Source organism: Halorientalis litorea, assembly GCF_023028225.1.
Lineage (GTDB): Archaea > Halobacteriota > Halobacteria > Halobacteriales > Haloarculaceae > Halorientalis > Halorientalis litorea.
On the sequence record NZ_CP095482.1, the window covers coordinates 667,240 to 687,541 of the forward strand.

Here is a 20,302-nt window from a genome sequence, read left to right on the forward strand (position 1 = left end):
CAATTGGAATATTTTGGTAACTAGTGTGGGTCGTTATGTCACACCAGACCACTCTCTCCCAAGCAGGTTACGAGGAAAACGGGAGCGGTAATCTCGGATTGAGTGCCGTATCTGCAATCAGTGGACAGGCCTATATCCCGCGGTGTTACCCTTCACGGTCTGACGAGCCCCTTCCATGGGAATATGACGCAGAGGTGGTTATGATTTCAGTCAGGGAGGTGCTCCATTGGCAACGTAATGAGCAACAGAGCATTGACTCACTCATTCGCGAGGACCAAGTTCCAATAATCACTGAGATCTCACTAGATGAATCACTCGATGCCAGAACGGAAGAGGAACTAATCACAGCAATCGCGCCGCTACAGGAGGGATATCTCGTACTCGATGGACCTGGTCTCCGCCTCGACGATCCACTCCAGAAAAAGGTCGATTACTTCGTACAGTATATAAAGCACGTAGGACGCGTTCGAGACCTTCTATCAGACCGAGGGATTCAGCTTAATATGGTGCCGCTAGTGAAGACCGTCGAGTTCCACCTTTTAATGTCAACCGTGGCCGGCGTATCTCTCTCTGATTTTCAGCTCTTAGGGTTCTACGCGCGTTCCTACAATGACAGGCAAAGTCTTGTCTCACATCTAACACTAGTTGACAAGGTGCTTGACCCAGAGCAGATTTTGCTCATCGGTCGTGTTGCTCCGTCCGAAATCAAGTACTACCCCAACTCAGTGCAGACGGTGGCTGGGATCAGCAAGCTGAAGAGGTCCTACCCTGCTGTCATTGAGGATAATGTAGTAGATACAGCTCCGCTTGAGGATGATCTTCAGCAGGGTCTCGCTGCGCGGGCAGAACAGCAATTAACGCAGCTTTCACAGTTTGGTGGAATACCGCTGGAAAGACTAGCACCAAAGGGTGGCAAAACATCCCATCGCGACTACGGGACAAGCAATGAAACTGATACGAGCCAGCAATCAGTTACTGCACAGTTCGAGACGCCCTCCGGAAAGAAGGTCCAGATTGATATCTACGGTCACCCCGCTGACCCCGTCCTATGGGACATACACTCCCCTATCGAAGGCACCCTCCGTGATGCTGGAGGTGCAATTGAGTCGGTTTCTTATCACCTCGTCAGTGCGGCTGATTACGAAACAATCGGTCTGGCACTCGATCAGTGGGATCATCGTTCTGAGTTTGCGGGTCGAGACTTGGAGCCCCCGGAATCGCTAAGGACTGAAGAGGGTCTACCCGATGCGCGACAGTTGCTGTCTGTTGTTCAGAGCTCTCGACCCGCTGCCGGCTTAGAAGCACTCTACCGTACACAGTATGAACTGTTTGTAAAAGAGACAGTTCCTGAGCGAGTGCTTACATCTCAGCATTCGTCGAATAACCAAGATCGCGCCGAGCAGTCACAGTACACTCCAGTTGATGCCTCATCTCTGGACGTGCCAGATACGAAGAGCCTTCGCCTACCGCTGGTGGTTATCTCTACTGACACGGAGCGAGTTCGAGTAAGTGGTCCTGTCAGCAAGGAGGAGCTGGTTTCGCAAATAGAATCATTGGGGGTCAGTCTGAGGGGTGACGAGGGCGTGCCTGAGAAGTGTTACAGTTCCGATATTGTCTCGTACATTCGGGGTGACCGGGTGGGTCTTGACCACGAACTATCGACGGAGAGTGCCCATGACACCCGAGACTGACGGTGATGACTCTACCACCGAAGGGTCGTGGCTATATCGTCCTCGAGAGATGTTATTGTATCAGCCCGAACAACACCCAACAGATCCGGACCAATTGAGTAGGGCAGGGTCTGTCCTGCATGGTGATGTTACTGATCCTAAGAAGTCAGTGGAATACGTCAAGCGTCATTGGCTGGAACGCAACCCGCCTCGGTATTTCATCTTGATCGTCACGGTACTCATCGGGTTACCACTCGTGTATTTTTCTGATCTCGCTTACCGTATCGGGTGGCAGGTAGGTATCGCGTCAATCGTACCTGACATGGTGCAAGTAGTTGAGAACACCACCTCGGGTTCCGGACTGTTCGTTTTTATCATCGATATAATAATAGCAGGGCTAGTATCGATGGTCTGTGGCTTCATAGTTTATACCGGCATCTACGCGTACCGGTACAGTCCAGATCACGAGCGTTCGACGGGTGTCGTTCTGTCGACAACCGGTGATGGAGCCCTGCAGGCAGCGTATTTTTCCGGCGACGCCACTGCTGATGAGGCCTCCTCAAGCCACGAGACCACCACTGACGGCGATGATGACAGTGGTACTGATGCTGTCGGCATCTCGGTGGTGAAATCCACCCACAGAGAGGCACTCGATAGCGGGCAGTTCAGCGAGCAAACTGCGTCCTATGCGTCGATGCTCGGTTGCGACACACAGACAGATTCCAGCTGCGAACCAGTTGTTATCGAGTTCACGATGCGTGAAGATCGTCCACTGGACGGGCTACTGAAGGGGCCGACCGTAGAGGATGTGGCTCGTACCGACACGGACGTCGGCTTATTGCTGGACGAACTCGGTGCGGAGTTGATTCAAGCCGAGATTCCGGCACTCGTGCAAGTCACCGTAAGTGGTCGTCGAAAGATGCAGTCACGGCTCGACCAGCGTGTTCGGGCGATCAGAAAGCGACTGGATTGCGGGCTCTTGACACAGTTCGTTCGTTTCTGGATCGCCAAGACGCCGCCCGAGCGGCGACCCGACAAGGAGCTCACTGAACCGGAACGCCAGCGCGTTCAGCAGTTACGTGCCACGAAGGGCGATGAATTGTTCGACGTTAACGTTCATTTAGTCGCGATTCCAGACACTGCTGAGTACAGAGACGTTCAGTCGCTCGCTAACTCGGTCGAGTCGCATCTTGAAACGGTCACGAACAACCGATGTGACATTGACCATCGACAGTTCGAGCCACGAACAGGGTCGTTGCTGCCCGGCATGCAGACGGAGTACGAGCGCGTCACCCGACGCTTGGATCGGGGCGCAGTTACGTACACGTCCCCGTCAAGATTCCTCGGACACGGGCGCAGTCGGCGAGTGAACTGTGTCGCCGATAGCGAGCAAATCTATGCGTACTTGGCTGTCACGGGGAGTGGCCATCACACCACTAGCCGCGCTCACGGGTCGTTTCCGCGTGACCAAGCACCGACTGGACGCCCACCACGAGAGCAGTCCGAGCGGTTGCGCGCAGATTCATCATTCGACGACAATGCTAGGCAGGCAACCGACCAGTCCGGCACCCCGAATTCGGACGCGGAGGAGACCAGATGAGCGACCAGCACCGAATGATTCTGGGGCGAGAGGTCACCCGTGACGGCGATGTCGGTGACCCAATCGGGCTACAGAAAGACGTTTGGAACCGGCATCTCCTGATTAGTGGCCGGACCGGATCCGGGAAGTCCACCATGGCAACAACCGCCATCGCATCGGCACATCCCGCGACGTCCGGTCCGACGGTCGTACTCGATCCGAAAGGGGATGGCTGGCTACGCGAGGTTGCCCGTGCCCACTACGCTCGGACTGGCTCGCTCGATGACGTCCTGTATTTCGACGTGTCCAAGTTCCTGCCCGCCATCTCCTATTTTGATATCAGGCGTGACGTAGCTGCTGGGGTGGACAGACTGCGCGCAGTGCAGGATGTCGCAGACCATTTCATCAGACTGCTGGACCATACAAAACCGGCTGACTTCGACGCAATTCGGTCGCCAGACGTAATTCGGTATCTCATCATGGCATTATTCGATCCCGTCCACGGTGCAGACTCGTACGAGCTGTCAACGTTGGCCGCCGCCGTCTACGCGTACCGGCAGACCCAGACGACGCCAGATGTCCATCCGGAGTGGAGCGACCGCCTCCTCGACAGCATTACCCACGGGAATGCCCGAGATATCGATACCATCGCACAGGGGGCGGTCACCCGTATCGAGAAATTCTATGGCGACGGGTATCTGCGTCCGCTGTTCGACCATTCACCGTCCGCGCCTTCAGAGGCGTTCAGTTTCCACGACTGGCTCACTGAGGATGTACTCATCCTGCTTGACCTGAGCGGGCCGTCGACGCGAGCACGGCGGGTGCTCGCCAATCTCATCCTGTCACTGTTTTGGCGCGCAGTGCGGACCCGTGAGTCAGCCACAAACCCCCCGCAGTCACTTTTATTCATCGACGAGGCACCACAGTTACGAATCGATTCACATCTCGAGTCACTTCTCGCACTCGGCCGCAGTCAGAATCTCGGTGTCATCCCGATGGTCCAGTACCCCGCACAGTTCGACCGCTCAGGCGACACCGCCGCCACCGAGGATACCATCGCGTATGACGAACTCCTGAACAACATTCACAGCGTTGTCACCGGGGCGGTCCCCAGCGACGACCAGTTCACGGCGCGACTCTCCGGCAGTCACATGAGCCAAGCCGAAGTCGAAAACCGACTGCGTAACCTGCCCAGCGGGCACTGGCTGTTCGACCCGGCCGTCCCCAGAAATGAGACACCCATCCGTTCCCATACCATCGCAGACCCCCCACTCCCACCCGGCCATCCCGACGGCTCGACACCACTTGCCGAAAGCGAGCAAACCGAGTTCGATACTGCGTTCAGCAACTGCCGCGAGCACACAAGCACCCAACACGGGATTCCGTACGACGACTATACCGCACCGGACGGCGTCGCCTCCGAGGCCAACCCGGCACCCAATCTCGCAGCTGAGACGTGGACGCAGCTTCGGGACACGAATTTCAACACGTTGCTTCCGCTTGTCGACCTGCCAGAAGCAGTCGAATACGACCACGACCGAACAGCACTCCGCTGTCGCTCCTGCGGGAGTACCCACGACTGTTCGGATACCGGCCTGCGTGACGCGATCCGTTGCCATAGTGACCTTGACGCGCTCGACCGCAGTTCAGTAGTACCGGTCGAGCTCGGGTTGTCTATGACCCCCGACGAACTCACAGCCGCGCCAGTCCCGCCGGTACAGATACTTGCACTCCAACTCCTGTACAATGTCAAGGCCGGCCGGTACGACCCACGAGTACTCGATCCGGTGTTCGACCCGCTACCACGGGTGTTCGACACACTAAGCATCGACCGGGCACACCTGTCGGAATTGGCCGAAGCCGGCTACCTCAACAATGACGACCAGTTTCGCGAATTCGTCTACTACGACGTCACCAAAGACGGCCGCGACCTGCTGAACGAGCCGCATCGTCGCGGCATCGATTGGGGACACAAAAAACGCGACCAGACTGAATCACTCCTGCATATCGTGATGGTTGACGCACTTGCCCGCTATCTGGAACAGACTGCCATCCCAGACCCAGACTCACCCGTCGAAGACGTCAACAAATACTTCGAACTCAATACGGAGCAACTGGCGGAATACGGTCTCGAAAGCCAAGCACGGCTCGACGTCGTCGGCCTAGATACCACAGGCCAGATCCATGTCGTGGGTGAAGCGGAACGACTGAACAACGACCGAGCGGTCGCACCGATCCATGACTTCGACCAACTCGCGGCAATCGACCCCGAAGAAGCAATCTGGGCTGTCTCAAGCAGCGGGAATGGCCACGAAGCAGTTCTCCAACCACTCCAAGACCCGGCAGCTGATATCGCAGGCATCGAGGATGACACGCCGCGCCTCCCCACTTCGTTCACGTCCAGAACCCGAATCAGTGACATCAGTGAAATCGATTCTGCCGGACTGACTGCAATCAAGACGCTGAATAGCCTTCGGAAGGAACTATCTAAGCCATCACTCAGTGACTAAGCACCGGACGAGCCAGCAGTACCGCGCCTTTTCAAGCAGCCACAATCGACACGCCCTCGTTGTTGATGCAATACTGTCTGCTCCCAAAGCAAGGGCATCCTATCAGCCGTAGCACTGCAATTTCCTCCTGAACCAGAGCGTAGCAACCGCAGCACTACCCGACCGATAAGGACAGCAAAATCGTCAGATTCAGCAGCACTGCCCCGACTATCCAGTAATGCACAACCAACCTACTGTCCGGACGTTACGTGTTGGTAACCACCCTAAATCGAAACGTGTCTGAGACTCACTCGCTAAGGATGTCCCGTTTTAGAAGATATGATTGATCTACCCTCGGCAGGCTTTGTAGTTGTTCTGACTTTGTCAGTGTTCTCTCCCGTGATAGTTGTCACGTTCAGGTATTAAACACGCACCCCGATACAGATCGTGTCTATCTATAATTTCAAGTTGGAGTAAACACGACACAGCAGAGCGGAGTGACGACCTCTCCACCTTATAAACGCTTGTACGTAGATGCGGCCGCGTGAGTGACGCTGTCAGTCAGTTAACTTTCTCAGCAGACCTTTTCCGAACACAAATATCGGAATCGCCCTTCGTATGCAGTTGTGATGATAACACGAGTTCTCTGCTAAACTATCGGACGTGAGCCTACCCAGTGATACAACGATTCCGCATCGCTCAGTATATTTCGATGCTCGCTCAACCGGTTCGAGTATGTCTGGACACTAGTTTCGGAGAGTAACTCGATCGTGTTATTGTCAATATGGAGTCTGAGCGGTGTCTATATTAGAAATGCTGTTAGAGTCACCAAGGAGTATCAAGGTGAGTCAGACTAGTGGTACAGTCGATGTGTTCCTGTGGTCCACGGATGGAGTCGTAGGTGGTGACAGGGATTCATCGGGCGTATTGATAAGAGGAGATGAAATAGAAGAGTATGTCTTCTCAGGTACATTCATGATATCCGTAGCTCTACTCAACCATTCCCCTCTATCGGTTATCGGTTGTGTATACAATTAAAAGAAATAATATAATTACAACAACTCACGATATCGAGGGTCTCAGTCTCACCGAAGAACCAGTCGATACTTAACGACTCTGCCCAGCGATAGCACTCATGAAGAACGCAGAAAACACGATCTGAATGCCGAGGACGATAACGGTGGCACCGAAGATATCAGGGAGCACAGACGACAGCGCGCCGTACCCTTCGGTGCTCCACTGTAGGACCCTCAGGGCGACGTACCCGAGGCCGCTGACCAGCATGACACCGCCCAACATCGCGCCCCGTTCGAGCGTCAGTCTGTCGGTTATCCACTCGGTTACCGCGTCTTCCTGTCGGCGGATGGGGTCACTCGCGAGCGTCGAGAAAACGCCGAAGCTACCGACTTGGAAGGCTACGAGCAGCGAAAGGTTCCCCGCGATCATCGTTCGGATGCCGAACGACGCTTGGCCGATGGAGATGTCGAACAGCGCGAGTAGACACAGGGTGGTTCCGACGACGCCTAGCCCCAGTGCCGGAACGCTGAACAGGTAGCCCGGCGCGTTCAGCAGCATGAACCGAACGTGGCGCCACCCGTCGCGGAAACTGTCCAGCGTCTCCTCACCCTCGCGCTCGTGGTAGACGATGGGCACCTCCTCGATGGTCAGGTCGCGCGAGCCCGCTTCCATGATCATCTCGCTGGCGAACTCCATCCCGTCCGTCGAGAGGTCCATCTCCGCGAGGGCGTCCCGGTGGAACACCCGGAACCCGCTGTGGGCGTCGCTGACGCCGGCGTCGTAGAACGCGTTGAGGAACTTCGTCAACAGCGGATTGCCGACGTACTGGTGGAGCGTGGGCATCGCACCGGCCCGTATCTCGCCGTCGAGACGGCTCCCCATGACCATGTCGGCGTCGCCCTCGCGAACCGGTTCCAGCAGGCGCGGAATCTGCTCGAAGTCGTAGGTCGTGTCGGCGTCGCCCATCGCGATGTACTCGCCGCGGGCCCGCTCGAACGCGTAGCGGTAGGCGTAGCCGTACCCGGACCCGTCGGGTTCGACGACGACCGCACCCATCTCGCGCGCGATGTCGGGTGTCCGGTCGGTCGAACTGTCGCTGACGACGATTTCGCTCGGGACGCCGAGTTCGACGACTGCGGATTTGATGCGGTCGATACACTCCGCGACCCCGTCTTCCTCGTTGAGCGTCGGCATGACGACGCTCAACGTCGGTGTCTGCTCGCTGTCCGCGCCGAGCAACAAACCCTCCGTACCCGATTCGGTCGTCGAACCGGCCTGCTCGGATTCGGCCCCGGCGGCTTCGACAGACTCCTTGTCCGTCGACATTCTCAGCGGACGCTCTGTGCTGTGTGGACTGCCAGGTTGGTTACCGGGAGATTCCGACTGGTAGCAGCAATGGGACGGTTGCTGTCGGACTCGTGGCGACGATGTGCCCGTTCTGTTTCGGGCAGTAGAAACCTCCTACTCATCGTATTAATTGGGTCTCTGCGTCATCAAATAAGTTATCGTTGACTAACAACACGAAAGCGGCGGCGAGCGGAGACGGCTATCCAGCGGTGACGTTGACCCAGAGGTGGTTCTCTTGGTAGGCGTTTTCGACGGGGGTGGCCCCGGTACAGGAGGTACATGAGTCGCAGGCGCGTCCCCGTCATCGTCGGGGTGACGGCGTACGGGCGTTGCCACGACGCGTTCGGCTGGACCGTGCCGGTCTCGAAGCGGTCCGTTCCCTTCTCTCTTCACCTCGGGGAAATATCACGTGCCCCTAACCGGACCAACAGGTTCAATGTGGCTCCTCGTTGGAGTCCACACATGGACGCGACGCGCCGGTACTGGCAGACGGCACTCGTCGGACTGGTGCTGGCCGGCGGGGCAGTCGTCTTCGACCGCCCGCTCCTTCTCGGCGGAGCGGCCACAGTCGCCGGGTACCTCCTCACGACCCAGTACGACTTCGCCCGGTCGCTCGGCCATCTCGACGACGCCCTGTCCGTCACCCAGCGCGTGACGCCGGGACAGACCGGCGTCGAAGAACCGGCCCAAGTGACCCTCGACGTGACGGCGACGGCCCCAGTCGACGCCGACGTGACCGCATCGCTGTCCGTCCCGGCAGGGGTCCGCGTCGAGGACGGCCAGTCGGCGGTCACGCTCGGTGTCGGTGACACGCAAGCGAGTGCGACGGTCACGGTGACCGCACCCGTCGCCGGCACGCACGAGTTCGACACCCCGCCCGTCACGGTCACCGAGTCGGCGGGGCGGTTCACCGAAACGCTCCGGCGAGGCGATTCCGCGACGCTGTTCGCACGGCCGCCGACGCCACAGGACGTCTACGTGGGCCAGGGAGAGAACGAGGTGGCGACCGGGTTCGGCGACCACACGAGCAGTATCGGCGGTGCCGGCCTGGAACCCGAGGAGTTGCGGGAGTACCAGCCGGGCGACGCCGCCCGCCGCATCGACTGGAAGGCGACGGCCCGCCTCGACGACGCCCACGTCCGCGAGTTCGAGGTCGACACCGACCGGACCACCGTCCTCGTCTTCGACCACCGCGAGTCGATGGCCACGGGAGTCCCCGGTCGGACGAAGGTCGCCTACGCCCGCGAGGTCGCGCTCGCCGTCCTCGACAGCACTAGTGCGGCCAGTGACCCCGTCGGACTCTACACCGTCGGTGACGAGGGCATCACGGCCACCGTCTCACCGGCGGCGACGAACGACCACTACGAGCGTGTGCGGCGGACGCTCGTCGACGCCACGCCGACCGACAGCAGCGGGCGGACGGAGACGGGAACGCACGCGGCGGGGACCGGGACGGACCTGTCACAGGCACTGACCGGCGAGAGCGAGTTCACACGGACGCTTCGCCCGTTCTTCGAGTCCGGTGTGACGTACGTCGACCGCGTTACCGAGGACCCGCTGTTCGCGACGGTCCAGTCACGGGTCAGACCCCAACAGGGGACCGTCTGGACGATGCTGTTCACCGACGACACGAACCGTGCCGAGGTGTTGGAGGCGGTCCGTCTGGCGCGGCAGGGCGGGAACCACGTCGTCGTCTTCCTCACTCCCGGCGTCCTCTTCGGGCCGGGCGCGCTCTCGGACGTGGGGACGGCATACGACGACTACCGGTCGTTCGAGTCGTTCCGCGAGCGACTCGACCGCCTCTCCCGCGTGACCGCACTCGAAGTCGGCCCCGGTGACCGCGTCGCGGCGGTGTTGGCCGAGCGGGCAGAACGGAGGCGGCGAGCGTGACGGGACCGCTCGACCGGCTGACCCCGCGGGCGACGACCGAGCGACTCCAGTTACTGCGCGTCCCCGAGGTGGCCGTCGCGGCACTGTGCCCGGTGTGCCTGCTCCTCGTGTCCGGGCCGGCTGGGGCCGTCGTCGGGCTCTTCGGAGCGAGCCTCTGGCTGTTCGCCCCCGTCACCGGGTTCGCGCTGGCGCAGTTGGGTGTCCTCCTCGCAATCCCGGGGTGGCCCGGCCTCCCGACCGCAGTCGCCGTCGAGGGGGCACTCGCCGCGCTCTTGCTGGCCGAACTCGTCTACGAATCCCCGGACCAGTGGACCGTCGTCGCCTTCCTCTGTACTGCGGGCGTGGGCGGCCTCGTCACACTCTGGGCCACCACCACCGTCGGGACGTGGGTGGTCGCGCTGGGCCTCGTGTTCGTCGCCGCGCTGGCAGCGTACGGCGTCCATCGCTACGAGCTCCTGCAGATGGGTCGCCTGGCGGAGGTGGAGTCGTGAGTACCGACAGCGGTGACGGGGAGCCGTCACACACGGCGGACAGCGAGACAGCTACGGAGGAGACGGGGGCAGACGACGCGTCGCTACGCGCCCGCCTCGAACTCCTCGAAGCGGAGAACGACCGACTCCGCGCCGAGTACGCACGCGCGACGCAGTCGCAGTACCGGCAGACCGCGCTCGCGCTCTTCGCGCTCGGGGCCGTGGCACTCGTCGGTGCCGTGCTGTTTCCGGCAGTCCGGGAGGTGCTCGTCGCCCTCGGCGGGACGGGCGTGTTCGGGGCGGTGCTGATACACTACCTGACGCCCGAGCGAGTCGTCACGGCGACGGTCAGCGACGCAGTGTCCCGGGCGACGGCCGACAACTTCGCGGCCATCGTCGACGCGCTCGGCCTCACGGAGACGCGCGTCTACGTCCCGCGAACCGACGGGAGTACCGTCCGCTTGTTCGTCCCGGCCACCGCGTCCGCGGACGTGCCCGACGCCGAGGCACTGACGACGCCGTTCGTCGTCACGGACGAGGCACGCGGCCTCTCGCTGGTCCCGACCGGCCGTGACCTCGTCGGGGCGTTCGAGCGGTCGCTGACTGACGCGCTCTCGGACGACCCCGACCGGCTCGGACCACAGTTGACCGACGCGCTCGTCGAACAGTTCGAACTCCTCGACCGCACCGACGTCGACAGCGAGGCCGGCCGGCTGACTGTCGCCTTCGACACGGCCGTCGAGGGGGACGTGGCGGCCTTCGACCACCCCGTCGTCTCGTTCCTCGCCACGGCCACCGCACGGGCAGTCGGCGACCCCGTCACGGTCGAAGTCGAGACGGGCGACGACCGGTTCGAGTATCTCGTGACGCTCCGGTGGGCGTGAGCGTCGGGGTCACAGGAGGAGCGTTCCGGCCCCGTCGTCGAAGGTGTACCTGTCGTCGTTTCGGCCGGTGACGTCCGTCGCCACCTGTGGCTCCCACTTTCGGAGGGTGCCGTCGGCGGCAACGAGCACACAGTAGGCGTGGGAGTCGGTGATGGCGACGCCCGCGTTCATCCCGGCACGCGCGAAGAGGTTCATCAACTGCATCGACACGTCCTCACAGTCGTAGTGGTCGCGTCGGTACGGCGTCTCGACCAGTGCGTTGAGGACGTTCGCGTACGTCCTCGCCTCCCCCTCCGACGCCGGAAGCGTGTACTCGTCGTCCAGTTGTACCCAGTCGACGTCGTCCATCGGGAGCGTCCGCCGGAGCCGCGTCGCCAGCCACGACCCGTCCCGCGTCTCCGTCGACAGTTCGTGCCGGTCGGTGTCGGTGCTGACCGGTGACGTGTCCGGGAGCGCGAACATCGCGCCGGCGACGCCCATGAACGTCCGTCTGTTCATCGTCCGTGCCGTGGCCGTCGGCGGTGCCAGCCGACGTGACTGCTCGGGGAGCGGTGGGTGGCCCGCAGTCGTTTGGAAAGTGCACGAATCATGGTGCTTCGAGGATGTATACCTACACAACGGGCAACACAGGGTAGTTATTCGGGCGTTATCTCTATGCGTGTGACTGTAACACAATGCCAAACGGATTGCGCCCGCGTCGAGGTGGCCCCGCCAGTCAGTATCCATCACCTAGGGGTGTCGGTACCCACACCCAAGTGGCGGGTCGTCCGGCGTCGCAGTCACTCGGTCGCCGTCTGCGTCCCGGTTTCGCCGGCTGTCCCGGTCGGCTCCGGGCCTCGCTCGTCGCTCGCGTCCCGTGGCTGTGACACGCCGCGGAGGAACGCCGCCGCGTCGGCGACTGCCTGCTCCGCGTCCGCAACGTCCCCGGCGAAGACCGTCGTCTCGTACGCACTCGTCACGTCACGGAGGCGGGCACGGTGTCGTTCGGAGAGTGCGTCGGCGTGTTCGTCGTAGAACTCCCAGTGTGTCGCCGCCGAGTCCTGCCCGCCGGCCAGTGCGACCCGGACGGCCGCGTACGCGAGTTCGACCGTCCGCCGTGTCTCGCCGGCGTCGAGGTGCGTTCGCGCGCTGTCCAAGAGTCGCTCGCTCGGCGTGGCCGTGGCCGTCGTCGTCGGCTCCGGTTCCGGTTCGGTCGCCGCCGCTCCGGTCGGCTCGGGCCGGGACACGCCGTCGTCCCGCCGGCGAATCCACCACCCGGCGGCGACGAGCGACCCCGGGCCGACGAGCCCCGCGAGCAGGAGTGGCAACGGGACGCTGTTGCTGTTGGTCGGTATCGTGGCCTCTGCTCTCGCGGATTGGAGGTTCGTCCCCGTACCGTTGAACCGCGCCACGAGCGTCTCCCCGTCCGACGAGGGCGGGAGCGACGTGGCGTTGACGGCCACGGTGTAGCCCCCGGTCCGGTTGGTCCGTACCGTCCCGACGCGCTCGTCACCGAGGACCAGCGCGACGCGCTGTCCGCCGACAGCGGTCCCGTTTGCCGTCGTCAACTGGCCACGGACACCGAGCGTGTCGCCGCCATCGACGGCGAGCGTGAGGTCCGTCGCCCGTTTCCTGACAGTGACGTTCGCGGTGCCTCTCGCGGGACCGACCGCCCGGCCACTGACGGCGACGCGGGCAGTCACTTCGCTGGCCCCCACGGTGACCGAGGCCGGGAGGCGGCCGTCCACGGTGAACTCCCCATCAGGCGTCGTCTGCGTCCGGCCTACGCGGTAGGACCCGACGCTGACGACGACTGGCACCCCCGGGACCGCTCGGTCCGCGGCCGCCACCTGTCCGCTGACGGTGAACCGGTCGCGATACCGCAGTTCGGTACCGCTCGTCTCGACCGTGACGTTCGGCCGCACCTGTGAGACCGACGCCGGAAGGGTAGTGCGCGTCCCGAGGTACGGTGCGGTCGGGCGCGGTCGGTACGCGAGGCCGATACGGTCGCGGTCCGTTGGGAAGAGGACAGGCCGGTAGGCGACGGTGAACGTGCCGTTCCGGTCCGTCTCGACGCGGGACCGCCGGTCGCCGACCTGAATCGGGACAGTTTGGTTCGAGACAGCGTCCCCGTCGTCCGTCACCAGACGCGCACGCACTGACAGCGGCGACGTGAACGAGAACCGCTCGTCGACCGACTCGATGACGAAAGTCGTCCGCGTGAACACCGTGGCCCTGATTTCGGCCTGTCGCTCGGTGACGTTGGTCACGACCGCATCGACTGACCGCGTGGCGCGCGTCATGTTCGCGCCGGTGGTCCGTGCCACGCCGGCGTAACTGCGTGTCAAGTTTCGTCCGACAGTACTGACCTCTTCGGCCGCGAGGCCCAGTCGGAGGGCGAGCCGCCGAGCGCGCTCGGCCTCGCCGTTCTCCCGTGCCCGTGTGTAGTTACGGTACAGCCGGTTGTACCGCCGCGTGGCGTTCACGTACCTGTCCTGGCGCTCGCTCGCCGCTTCGAGTGCCTGTCCCTCCTCGGTCGTCGAACTGGATTCGCCGTCGCCCGCGCCCCCGTCGTCGGTACCCCCGCCTCCGCCCCCGCTGTCGGTGTCGCCAGCCACGTCGACGTATTTGCCGAGGAGAGTGGACACGTCGTTGTCGACGACGGAATCGGCCTGTTCGTACTGGCCTCGACTCACCTGCACGCTGCTGTTCCCGAGGCGTCGCGCGATGCTCTGCCCGAGCCACGACTGGACCCCCGAGACGTTCCCCTCCTCGTCGACAGTCTCCGGGTCGACGTGTTGGACGGTACTGTTGTTGACACCGGTCTGGGTCTGTGCCAGCGTCAGACGGTCCGTCGCCGCCTCACTGGTGGCTTGGCCGGTCCTTTCCGTGAGAGTGACCGCGCCGCCGATGCCCGACGCGAGGACCACGACCACGGCGGCCACGGCGGCCACGCGGAACAAGTGTGAGACGGTCGTCACGGTCCGCCGTCGTTCGCGGTATCGACGTTCCCACCGTCGCCGATGGCTTCGGTCGTGTCGTTCGGTTCGATGTCGACGCTCGGCGGTGCGACCGTGTCCAGTACGTCACGAACGACGTCCCGTGTCTCCGTCCCCCCGAGTTCTGCGTCGGTCGAGAGCACCAGCCGGTGTGCGAGCAATGGCTCCGCCAAGGCCTTGACATCGTCCGGTCGGACGTACGACCGCTCGTGAATCGCCGCACGGGCTTTCGCGGCGTTCTGTAGCATTATCGACGCACGCGGAGAGGCCCCGTGTTCGACCCCGGCCGCCTGTCGAGTCGCGTCCACGATGTCGAGAACGTACTCCTTGACGGCGTCGGCCACGCGTACTGTCGCCACCGACTCGCGCGCGTCACGCAGGTCGTCCGGACCGACGACTGGGTCGACCGCCGACGGGCTGAGTTCCGGGTCGGCGTCGAACCGGTCGAGTATCTCCATCTCCTGGGCTCTGTCGGGGAGGCCGACGTTCAGTTTGAACATGAAGCGGTCGCGCTGTGCCTCCGGGAGCTCGAAGGTGCCCTCCATTTCGAGCGGGTTCTGCGTCGCGACGACGAGGAACGGGTCCGGCAGTTCGTAGGTGTCGCCCTCGATGGTGACGTTGCGTTCCTGCATCGCTTCGAGCAGCGCGCTCTGGGTCTTCGGCGTCGCACGGTTTATTTCGTCGGCGACGACGACGTTCGAGAACACCGGCCCCTTCTGGACGACGAACTCGGCGCTCTCCTCGCGGTAGACGGTGGTCCCGGTGATGTCCGCGGGGAGCGTGTCCGGGGTCAACTGGATGCGGGTGTACTCCAAGCCGGTCGCGCCGGCGAACAGGCGCGCGATGGTCGTCTTCGCGACACCCGGGACGCCTTCGACCAGCACGTGTCCGCGAGTCAGGAGAGCCACCGTCAACTGTTCGACGACGTCCTCGTTCCCGACCAAGACGCCGCCGACTTCGTCCTGTATCTCGCGATAGACCGACGCTGGTCCACTCATTGGTCGAGTGTTGTAGGGACGGGGTAAAACAACTTTCCTCGCGGCTCGTCCCCCCGCACTCTTTGGGTTGGCCGTCACGGTCAGTCAGTCTGTGCCCGAAGGGTGCGTCCGGCCGCGATGACCGCCGACCGCACAGCCGTCGTGACCGCCCGCAGGCCGGGGCGACCGTCACGCCACCAGACGCCCACTGCGAGGAGTGCCAGCCCGATTTCCAGTCCGAACTGCCAGCCGACTTCGAGCGTCGCGAGATGTGCGAGGAAGCTCTTGCCGGTCGGATACGATATCGGCGGGACGAGCGGCCACGCGAGAAAGCCCAAATAGTACCAGTCGCCCGCTACCAGCGGGTAGAGCGCGTCGGCGAACAGGTGTGACGCGTACCCGAAGCCGAACGCCGCACCGACGTGTCTCCGCTCGGTCACCCAGCAGTACGCGACGACGGCACCGACCAGCAACCCGGCGGTGAACAGCGAGTGGCCGAACGACCGGCCGTTCGGCAGCACTGCGACCCACCACGCCAGCGGCTTGTCGATGAGGTCGGGCGCGAGCGTCCCGAACCCCACCGCGAGACTCCCCCCAGCGGTCGCACGACGCCCGGTCGCCCGCACGGCGACGGCGTACAGGAGATAGCCGACGCCGGCGTGTCCCCACGGCCACATGCCGTATGCGAGCGCGTGCCCGGACCTATGTCCTTCGGTCGGGGCTCAGGACTGGTCGTCACGCTCGACCATCGCCGCCTCGACGACCCGCTGGACGCGTTCCTCGTCCCAGTCGGGGTGTCGGTCACGGAGGTGGGCGGCGAGGTCCGTGGCACTCGCTTCGGCGAGCGTCCCGTCGGGGACGCCCTCGTCTTCGAGCAGGTTCGCCCGGAGTCGCGACACCCACCCGGCCGGACTCCGCCCCCACGCGACCAGCAACAGGAGTGCCACCCCGCCGACCGTCACCTGGAGGAGCGGCGAAGTGCGGAGCGTCAGCAAGCCAGCGACGAGCGGCGGGAGCGTCTCGGCGTGGGAGGTGTCGATGACCACACGCTGGTGGCCGGCCACGAGATTGCGGAGGAACCGTTCGTTCCCCGGTCGCTCCAGCATCGTGTTGATGAACACGCTCGGGTCCGAGACGGCGACGACGCGGCCGTCACCGAGGGTCTCGCTGACGGCGACGGGGTACTCCCCGAGTGTCTCGTTGGAGTCCACCGACCCGTTCCCGTTCCGGTCGAGGTACGCGTAGCCGGACGAGGACACCAGCACCGACGCGTTCGCTGGCCGCACCGCGGTGCCGTAGTTCAGCGTCAGTTCGTCCATCCCGTCGGTGAGCGGTCGGTCCGCCACCTCGCGAGCCACCGGCATCGCCGGCGACCGGTAGTTGTACCGCTCGTCCCGGAGCGTGGCGTTCTCGAAGCGGGGACTCACGCCGAGTGCCGCGAGCAACCGGTTCCCGGCGGTCGGCGAACTGGCGTCGTCCGCGACGAGGAGCGTTCCGCCCGCGCCGACGAACGACCGGATGGCCGCCACGTCGTCGCCCGTGTAGTTCCCCGACGGAGCGAGGACGAACGCGACGGTGCCGCTGGCCGGCACCGCATCGTAGGCCTGCGTGTCACGGGCAACCGTCAGGTCTCTGTCGAGTGCGTCCGCCTGTGACCGGAGTTCCGACCCGCCGTCCCATCCGGCGTTGTACGCGCTGAACGCGGCCCCCGACGTACTCGCGGCGTAGACGAGCGTCACCGCGAGGACGAGCGCGAACGCATAGGCAAGCCCGCGAGTGAGCGAAACGTCGAACGAGCGGTCCTCGACCATCAGAGAACACCCGGCGGGAGAATCGCCAGCACACGCCTGATTACGAGGAGGGCGAACCCGACCAACCCGGCGAGGATGAGCCACTTGAGGCGGCGACGCCACCGTGGCGTGACCTCGAACGGTGCCGTGAGTTCGACCACCACGAGGAACCCGATAAGCGATACGACGAAGAACAACTCGAGAGTCAGGGCTCCGAGGAGCGCGAGGACCACGATAGCCGCGAGCATCCACGCCATCTGTGCGTGGACGAACCGCTCTCTCCGCCCTGTCGTCATACTGAACACTGCACTCGTGCAGTCTCTTACACCTTTCGAGGTGGGGAACGGACCGTCCGGCTACGACTGCTTACGACGCAGGGCCAGCATCGAGAGCGACACCACGGCGAGGACGGCGACTGTGGCACCGAATCCCGGCCCGGTGCTGCTCGTCGTCGTCACCCCGTCGCTGGTCGTCTGTTGGGGGGTGATGGCGTCACTGTCCGTCGTCGTCGTGACAGCGGTGTCGGTGTCGTCTGCACGGTCGGTCGACTGTTGCGTCGTCGTGTCCGTCTCCGACGGGGCCGACGTTTCCGTCGCCGTCTCGGTTGATGTCTCCGTCGTCGACTCAGTCGTTGTCTCCGTCGTCGTTTCACCGTCGCCGGTGGCACCGGTACCACTACTCCCGCCGTCGCCGCCGTCGTCGCTCGACGAGTCGGATTCGAGCGACAGCGACGCGGAGTTACTGATGCCGAGTCGTTCCTTGTTCCCCTCGACTTCCTCCGTGCCACGGACGGTCGCGTACACGGAGTACTCGCCCGCACTCAAGCCGGCCGTGTCGGCCGTCGCAGTGTACTGGTCGCCATCTTGGGTGGCGTCGACGCGGAGGCTGTCGTCGTCGCTGAGGAGGACGAACTCGACGCCGCTCGTGTCGCCGTCACGCAGTTGGGTGAGCGACGCTGACAGGTTGATGTCGTCACCGGCGGTGGCCGTCGACGGTGCCGACACCGAGACGTCGTAGGCCCGGACGACGAGCGGATGAGCGACTTTGGTGTCGCCGTCGTTCTCGACGGTGAACATGTACGACCCAGCACTGTATCCGCTGAGGTCGAACGTAACCGACCCCGACCCACCAACCCGCTCAGAGTCCATTATCTGTCTGTCTGCGTTGTAGATGTAGACCGTAACCAGTTGGTCCGACGGGGCAGTCACGTCGACTGTCACCGTATCACCGGGGTCGGATTGTTTGACTTCCGACACGTGATACGACTCCCCGTCGAAGGTTACGGTGCGGTCGGGCGTGTCGATGCTACCGGCAACGGAAATGCCGTACTCGGAGGACTGGCCGGCTACTGGCTGTAACAGCACAACGGATATCAGGACGGCCACAGCGGCACAGGCCAGAAGTCGTTTGCGCATACGGTACCGTCTCGTTGGTTCGTTTTCAATTCTATGACTTCCATCTGGTTATACCCAACCTGACATCTATTGTTGTCATATTCAAAACTATTATACGGCGGGCCGATGATATCATTCTCAAGCTATGGGTAACTTCGAGCACAACGGGCGACTTGCGGTCGCTACGTTGTTGGCGTTGGTCGGCGGTGTACTGGTGTTAGCATCTGTCGCGGCCGCAACTCCCGGCATTCAGAACCCCTCACAAGCCCCAGATAGTGAGGTTTTCGAGGGGACGAGCGATGGACAGATAGAGGTCTGGGAGCGGTTCGCCTTCGGCCTCCGCACCGAGGACACGGGCGCGGCGACACAGGTCCCGTACCCCACTGATGTGATCGGTGCGACAGGGTTCGGAGAGAAGTCCCTCATCGCCACGTTCGGGCTGAATCGGAACCCCGCGGGGACACACACCGCTGGGAGCTCGGTTCCGGTGACCTTCGACGACGGCCGAGCCAACTCGGGCGACCTGAACGGGCAAGCCCGCGTCGACGTCGTCGCCGCCCGGATTACCGGGAGCGGTGAAGGGTTCCCGAACTCAGCGTCCGACACCATCGACCTACTGAGTGACATCGACAACGCGAACGAGAACGCGTCGTTCGAGATGGTCGAGAACGAAGTCTCGCTCGACCCCAACGGCGAACTGTCGACGTCGTTCACGCCGAGCCAGTCCGGACAGTACGTCCTGTTGCTCGCATCACACGAGGCAGGCGCGGACGGGTTCGAGACGGGCGCGTCGGACCCGTCGCTCGGCATCGCGAGCGACAACATCTCCGTCGACGGTGACATCGTCATCTTGGGAACGGACCAGCTCTCCGTGCAGGCACAGCAGAACTCCGTCTCCGTCGCCGACAACACCGTCGGCTCGACGCTCAATTTCAACGTCGACGCCTCGGGAGCGTTCGCCGGGTCGCCGGACGTGACCCACGTCGTCGCACTCTACGACCGCGACCGGTTCGAGAACAGTCGGTTCGAGCTGAAAGTCGACGAAACCGCACTCGGCCCGAACTTCGACCTCTCGACTGACAGCACGCTCAACCACTCTATTCGGAACGTAACCGGTGTCGCCGACGTCGAGGACGGCATCGCCATCAACGGTGAGGAACTCGCCGACGGGCGCGTCGCCCGGACGGTCGGTGCCGGACAGACTGTCGACTTCATCGTGGAGGACATAACTGGCGACCCGCCGGCGACGAACGCAATCCGTCGCGGGGGCGAGAGCAACACCGAGTTCGAGACGCTCGATGCCTCCGTCACCGGTGTCACAAACTCCTCGCCGACGGCGACGGTGAGCGTCGAGACGTTCAGTAACTTCACCACCGGGGACTACCGGTACGTCGTCTACACGATGGGCGACGACGACTCGTCGGTCGCGAGTACCGCCACCGGCACCGTGTCGCTGGCCGCTGCCAGCACTGGCGGTGGTGGCGGCGGCGGTGGCGGCGGTGGCGGTGGCGGCGATGACGGCGGCGTCGATGACCCCGTCTCACCGACCGAGACGGCAACCGAGACGGACACACCCGGTTCCGGTGATAGCACCACGACGGCGGCCGACGAAACCGAGACCGAACCCGACACCGAGACGGCCGACGAAACCGAGACCGAACCCGACACCGAGACGGCTGGCGACACCGAGACCGAACCCCCAACCACGACGGAGACGAGTGGCCCCGGATTCGGCATCGCTGTCGCTTTCGTCGCAGTCCTGGTTGCCGCCCTCTTCGTGCGGCGGCGGGACTGACACACTGCGGTTCACCGGCCGG

The 20,302-nt window shown here is 63.2% G+C and carries 15 protein-coding genes and 1 pseudogene; 7 read left to right on the plus strand and 9 right to left on the minus strand.

Features of this window, described 5'->3' with window-relative positions:
• Positions 1–35 precede the first annotated feature (35 nt).
• The 3 genes from MUG95_RS03645 to MUG95_RS03655 all read left to right on the plus strand — a co-directional run bounded on the left by MUG95_RS03645 (position 36) and on the right by MUG95_RS03655 (position 5,759).
• A complete protein-coding gene (locus MUG95_RS03645; protein WP_247009717.1) occupies positions 36–1,691 on the plus strand; it encodes a hypothetical protein in 1,656 nt (551 codons plus the stop codon).
• A 304-nt stretch (positions 1,692–1,995) separates the two neighbouring features.
• Positions 1,996–3,270 (plus strand): hypothetical protein, encoded by a 1,275-nt coding sequence (locus MUG95_RS03650; protein WP_247009718.1) that lies wholly within the window; start codon positions 1,996–1,998, stop codon positions 3,268–3,270.
• Positions 3,267–5,759 carry a type IV secretory system conjugative DNA transfer family protein gene (locus MUG95_RS03655; protein WP_247009719.1) on the plus strand — a complete coding sequence of 831 codons (2,493 nt, stop codon included), beginning with the start codon at positions 3,267–3,269 and terminating at the stop codon, positions 5,757–5,759. The genes MUG95_RS03650 and MUG95_RS03655 overlap by 4 nt, the downstream gene beginning before the upstream one ends.
• Positions 5,760–6,845: 1,086 nt before the next feature.
• Here MUG95_RS03655 and MUG95_RS03660 read toward each other — a convergent pair.
• The gene (locus MUG95_RS03660; protein WP_247009720.1) at positions 6,846–8,081 is read right to left on the minus strand and encodes a glycosyltransferase family 2 protein; all 1,236 of its coding nucleotides are present in this window, start codon (positions 8,079–8,081) and stop codon (positions 6,846–6,848) included.
• A 176-nt stretch (positions 8,082–8,257) separates the two neighbouring features.
• Positions 8,258–8,410 (minus strand): annotated as a pseudogene (locus MUG95_RS03665) (hypothetical protein); the annotation flags it as partial.
• Positions 8,411–8,564: 154 nt separating this feature from the next.
• Between MUG95_RS03665 and MUG95_RS03670 the strand changes: the two are divergent.
• The 3 genes from MUG95_RS03670 to MUG95_RS03680 are packed head-to-tail and all read left to right on the plus strand — an operon-like array spanning position 8,565 to position 11,346.
• On the plus strand, positions 8,565–9,992 hold the full coding sequence (locus tag MUG95_RS03670; protein ID WP_247009722.1) for a DUF58 domain-containing protein: 1,428 nt from the start codon (positions 8,565–8,567) through the stop codon (positions 9,990–9,992).
• Positions 9,989–10,483: a DUF8163 family membrane protein gene (locus MUG95_RS03675; RefSeq protein WP_247009723.1), complete on the plus strand. Its 495-nt coding sequence runs from the start codon at positions 9,989–9,991 to the stop codon at positions 10,481–10,483. Before MUG95_RS03670 ends, MUG95_RS03675 begins: the two co-directional genes overlap by 4 nt.
• Positions 10,480–11,346, plus strand: coding sequence for a DUF7982 domain-containing protein (locus tag MUG95_RS03680; protein WP_247009724.1), 867 nt, complete (start codon positions 10,480–10,482; stop codon positions 11,344–11,346). The genes MUG95_RS03675 and MUG95_RS03680 overlap by 4 nt, the downstream gene beginning before the upstream one ends.
• 9 nt (positions 11,347–11,355) lie before the next feature.
• On the opposite strand, the gene MUG95_RS03685 is transcribed toward MUG95_RS03680, so the two are convergent.
• The 7 genes from MUG95_RS03685 to MUG95_RS03715 all read right to left on the minus strand — a co-directional run bounded on the left by MUG95_RS03685 (position 11,356) and on the right by MUG95_RS03715 (position 18,506).
• The gene (locus MUG95_RS03685) at positions 11,356–11,844 is read right to left on the minus strand and encodes a hypothetical protein (protein WP_247009725.1); all 489 of its coding nucleotides are present in this window, start codon (positions 11,842–11,844) and stop codon (positions 11,356–11,358) included.
• A 281-nt stretch (positions 11,845–12,125) separates the two neighbouring features.
• Entirely contained in the window at positions 12,126–14,306 is a 2,181-nt protein-coding gene (locus MUG95_RS03690) for a hypothetical protein (protein ID WP_247009726.1), read from the minus strand.
• Positions 14,303–15,322, minus strand: a complete 1,020-nt coding sequence (locus MUG95_RS03695) for an AAA family ATPase (protein WP_247009727.1) — start codon at positions 15,320–15,322, stop codon at positions 14,303–14,305. The genes MUG95_RS03690 and MUG95_RS03695 overlap by 4 nt, the downstream gene beginning before the upstream one ends.
• Before the next feature lie 80 nt (positions 15,323–15,402).
• A complete protein-coding gene (locus tag MUG95_RS03700; protein ID WP_247009728.1) occupies positions 15,403–15,978 on the minus strand; it encodes a metal-dependent hydrolase in 576 nt (191 codons plus the stop codon).
• A gap of 45 nt (positions 15,979–16,023) precedes the next feature.
• Positions 16,024–17,112, minus strand: coding sequence for a DUF4350 domain-containing protein (locus tag MUG95_RS03705; protein ID WP_247009729.1), 1,089 nt, complete (start codon positions 17,110–17,112; stop codon positions 16,024–16,026).
• A complete protein-coding gene (locus MUG95_RS03710) occupies positions 17,112–17,387 on the minus strand; it encodes a DUF8044 family membrane protein (protein WP_247009730.1) in 276 nt (91 codons plus the stop codon). Before MUG95_RS03710 ends, MUG95_RS03705 begins: the two co-directional genes overlap by 1 nt.
• 60 nt (positions 17,388–17,447) lie before the next feature.
• A complete protein-coding gene (locus tag MUG95_RS03715) occupies positions 17,448–18,506 on the minus strand; it encodes a PGF-CTERM sorting domain-containing protein (RefSeq protein ID WP_247009731.1) in 1,059 nt (352 codons plus the stop codon).
• A 124-nt stretch (positions 18,507–18,630) separates the two neighbouring features.
• Here MUG95_RS03715 and MUG95_RS03720 point away from each other — a divergent pair, with 124 nt between their 5' ends.
• Positions 18,631–20,280 (plus strand): PGF-CTERM sorting domain-containing protein, encoded by a 1,650-nt coding sequence (locus MUG95_RS03720; protein WP_247009732.1) that lies wholly within the window; start codon positions 18,631–18,633, stop codon positions 20,278–20,280.
• Positions 20,281–20,302 lie beyond the last annotated feature (22 nt).